Source organism: Hadarchaeum sp. (SeqCode) (assembly GCF_049969415.1).
GTDB lineage: Archaea > Hadarchaeota > Hadarchaeia > Hadarchaeales > Hadarchaeaceae > Hadarchaeum.
Genome location: NZ_JBMFOX010000061.1, coordinates 1 through 3,706 on the forward strand (window position 1 = coordinate 1; position 3,706 = coordinate 3,706).

A 3,706-nucleotide genomic window follows, 5' to 3' on the forward strand; every position below is an offset into this window, starting at 1 on the left:
GCCACAGCATTTTCGATAAGTCCAAATCCTCCTCCCAATGAACCGGTAAACTGTGCTATTCCTAACCTACCGCCTAAGGAAAGGCCGATAAACGTATAAGATGGTAGTTTACCTTCCAAATAGATCAAAATCCCTCCCCATACACCTTGCATGGTTACCGGGCCAAAGAACCTCACTGTTTGCGTTCCCCTAATGAATAAAACGATCTGGTCGATCCACTCGCGATCGAGGTAGAGCTCCTGAGGCGTTTGCTTCCTGAATGGTTTGGTGATCACGAGATCTTCTATTTCATCACCGGTGAGATCCGTAATATACAGAGAAGGTGCCAGGGGAGTTAGATCGGGAACATCCGATATGTAACCAAATGTCTCTTGAAATCGCCCTTCATCCTCGGCAAAGAAGACTTTTACAAACCTTTTGTACTCCTGCTGTTGTGGTTCATCAGCGTTAAATACGCAGAATCCCCCCACCACCAAATCGCTTTTTCCGTTCCCGTCGAAGTCGCTGGCGGCAAGGCTGAGAGGTATTGCTACGCAGCCCTCACCCTCTGTTAAAATTCCGGAGCCTTCCGTTTTTTCCCAAGTGTAGTTCCCACGGTTGTAAAGGATTTCCACCGAAGGAGGGTAAAACTTCGAGTAAGCAATGTCCTTAAGGCCGTCGCCGTCGAAATCGCCCACGGCAATGGGGTTCACAGGCTGCATAAAAGTGTAAACTACTAGCGGCATCTCTAGCCACTGCTGGCGAAAGGTCCCGTCCCCATTCCCCCACAGCACCAGGAGGTAGTTCTTCACGCTGGGTGTGCCATTCTCCATAATGGTGAGGGCGTAAAATGTAACCACGTCTAACTTCCCATCGTTATCGAGATCCACGACTACCCCTTCACCGCCGGCCCCTTGAATAGCGCTTTCCAACTCGGGACTTTCGGCCACCAGGCATGGGCTAACGAAGTGACCATCTCCTGTGTTGGGGATATAGAAGACCAAAAGCTGACGTCCACTTTTTGTGTGGTAGACCCCAACGATTAGGTCAACCCACCCATCACCGTCGAAATCCCCAACTTCTAGCGATACGGCTTCCCCCACATGGAATTCTAGTATGGTCAACGAGGGAGGAAACCACTCCTTGTGGATATTCCCTACCCGAAATTCAGAACAAATACCGCTGCTTGTGGCGACCAATCCAATCAAACAAACTGTGATCCACACTTGCTTGCTTCGCATCATAACCTCCTTGCTTAAATACTCCGAACGACCCGTAAACATCTGTTTGCTCTTCATCGAGCAATACCTAAGGATGAAAAGCATTTCCGGCATTGTTAATCAACAACACCGAACGCCATACTCGTTCGTTGGGAATCATTGTTAACAGCAGGAGGTCTGCCATGTTGTCTTCATCAAAACCCCCTGTCCCAAAAACGTATGGTAGACCGACTTGAAGTCCGATTGGCGACTAAGGAGCTCGTGCCACGGGGAGAAGCTCTTCAACGGTTGGCTCTGTATCCCGACCAAAACTTAGCACACCAACCCCTGCTAACGCCATCACTACCAGCGGTAGAATTCGCCCTCGTTTTGCACCGCTCGTAAACATCGCCTTCGTTTCCCTTCTCGCCTCCTTTGTGTCCTCACTATTCTTCCCTGAAATTTCCAACCCGTTCATACTACGGCCTTCTTATTCCAACGGCAATGCATGCCCCATCCTCATCGGCCAGCCACGCCTGAGGCTCTGCGCCGTTCCCCTGACCATTACAATCCGCCGTTTCGTCCCGCGCGGGATAGATGATGCTGGGCGGGACCTTGTCCACCACGCGGATGCGTATGGTGACGGGCACCTCGGTGGTGGCCCCGCAGCTATCGCGGAGGATTATGGTGTATTGATCCTCGATCACGTCCCCCTCCCGCACCGCCCGGCAGTAATCGTCCCCGGCCTCAGGGTAAGGGAAGTACACGGAGACCAGGGATCCAAGGAAGGTGGAAAGGGAGCCCGCGTACTGGGGCGGCATTCCCGGGGCTTCCACGAAGACTTGGTCGCCATCGGGATCGAAGACCTCGCCTCGCACCACCACCGGGCCCGCCACAACTCCCGTGGGGGTGAGGGTCACCGTGGTCTCGCCGGTGAGTGGAATGGGGGAGGCCAAAGGAGCCCTGTTCCCCACCACCCGCACATACAGGGTCCCCGCGGAGGAAAGGCCGTCCGGGTCAGCCACGGTGAAGGGCACCTCGTAGGTGCCGGGGCATAAGAACGAGGCCGCGGTGACCTCGAAGACAACCATGAACCCACCCATCCCGGACCCGAGGGGATCGTCCTCTACATGGGCGGAGACGCTCAACCCGGCAGCCGGCGTGGGTCCCACCTGCACCTTAGTCCAAGTGCTGTCGGGATCGTGGACGTAGGCGTAGGTCTCGGTCAGCGTCTCCTCTCCGCGCCGCACGGTCACATGAGCGTCCGTTGCTTTCGGCGGATTCAATGTATGCAAATGGAGTACCGCGGAGTCCGCATCACCACAGATGTCCCGGGCAACAATGGCCACGTAGTCGGAATAGGTAGAGGGAAGGGAAAGAGGGACGTCCCAACTCCAGGTTCCTTGGACCCAACCTTGACCACTGACTTTGGGCAAGCGCCCTGGTCCGATAGCCTTCTCCAAGGTGATCGTGTCCCCATCGGGATCGGTGGCAGTAACAGTGGCGGACACTGTCTTCCCAGGGCTAATTCCGACCTCGGTGACCTTAGAATAATTTGTCAACACCGCGGGCGGCTGGTTTGGAGGTTTGATTATGAGGGGGTCTGAAACAGCTCTGTTCCCCTTTGCATCCTGCGCCCACGCCCAGATGGCCTTCGCATTACACGGATCCAAAGGCTTATAAACCTGGTCTTCATCACAACTACAGACCATTTGTATGACGGTAATTGTTGGAGTCTTGGGAACGACAAATTCTCCTGGTTAAATTCCTCCGTAGCCGGCGCACACAAGGTCACAATTTGGATCGCTTGCGCGCATGTTTAATATAACCTTATGGTAGGGATGTTCATCAACCGCGTTTAGGTCCACACAGGGACCTATTTCCATTACCCCCAAAACATGGACATTTACTCAAACAACTGTTGAATTTTATAGAGCCAACGGTAAAGTTAATAACTGTACCTCGCCCAGTCAAAGCCTCTCCAATGCCTGGGAGAGGAAGGCTTATTTGGAAGGGCCCGGACACGCAGAACTGACCCACACCGCTTGAGACACGAGCAGTTGTGAGTGGAAGAATCAAGAAATCCATATCTGGCTCCGTGATTGGAAATGTGTCATTGATGCTTGCGAGGGTTCCCTGGCCATGGAGTTCAAAACACCAAGGAAATAGATCACATTTTGCTTTCACACAAACCTCAGTTATGGCCCCTAATTCATTGGTTTTCAGGGAAGATAGCCACATTTGGCACTCAGGACATATGTGGGGACATTCCCCGTAAACAACCATGCTCGAGATAATAAATACAAATATAACAAATAAAAACTTCTTCTTGCTGTGCCTCATTGTTTCCTCCGTGCGGCTATTACTATTCGGGTAGCGTTTTCGGTCCAGGGCCGAATAGCGGCTACGACTTCCACCCACCCGTCGTTGTCTAGGTCTGCAAGTGTTGCCGCCACAGCATTTTCGATAAGTCCAAATCCTCCTCCCAATGAACCGGTAAACTGTGCTATTCCTAACCTACCGCCTAA

The 3,706-nt window shown here is 52.8% G+C and carries 3 protein-coding genes; all 3 read right to left on the reverse strand.

Going from position 1 to position 3,706, the window contains the following annotated elements:
- On the reverse strand, positions 1–1,313 hold a 1,313-nt coding region (locus ACP5PX_RS07505; RefSeq protein WP_428085349.1), incomplete at its 3' end, for an FG-GAP repeat domain-containing protein.
- A gap of 344 nt (positions 1,314–1,657) precedes the next feature.
- Positions 1,658–2,740: a hypothetical protein gene (locus tag ACP5PX_RS07510; protein WP_428085350.1), complete on the reverse strand. Its 1,083-nt coding sequence runs from the start codon at positions 2,738–2,740 to the stop codon at positions 1,658–1,660.
- 777 nt (positions 2,741–3,517) lie between these two features.
- Positions 3,518–3,706: hypothetical protein (locus ACP5PX_RS07515; RefSeq protein WP_428085351.1), on the reverse strand; the 189-nt coding region annotated here is incomplete at its 5' end.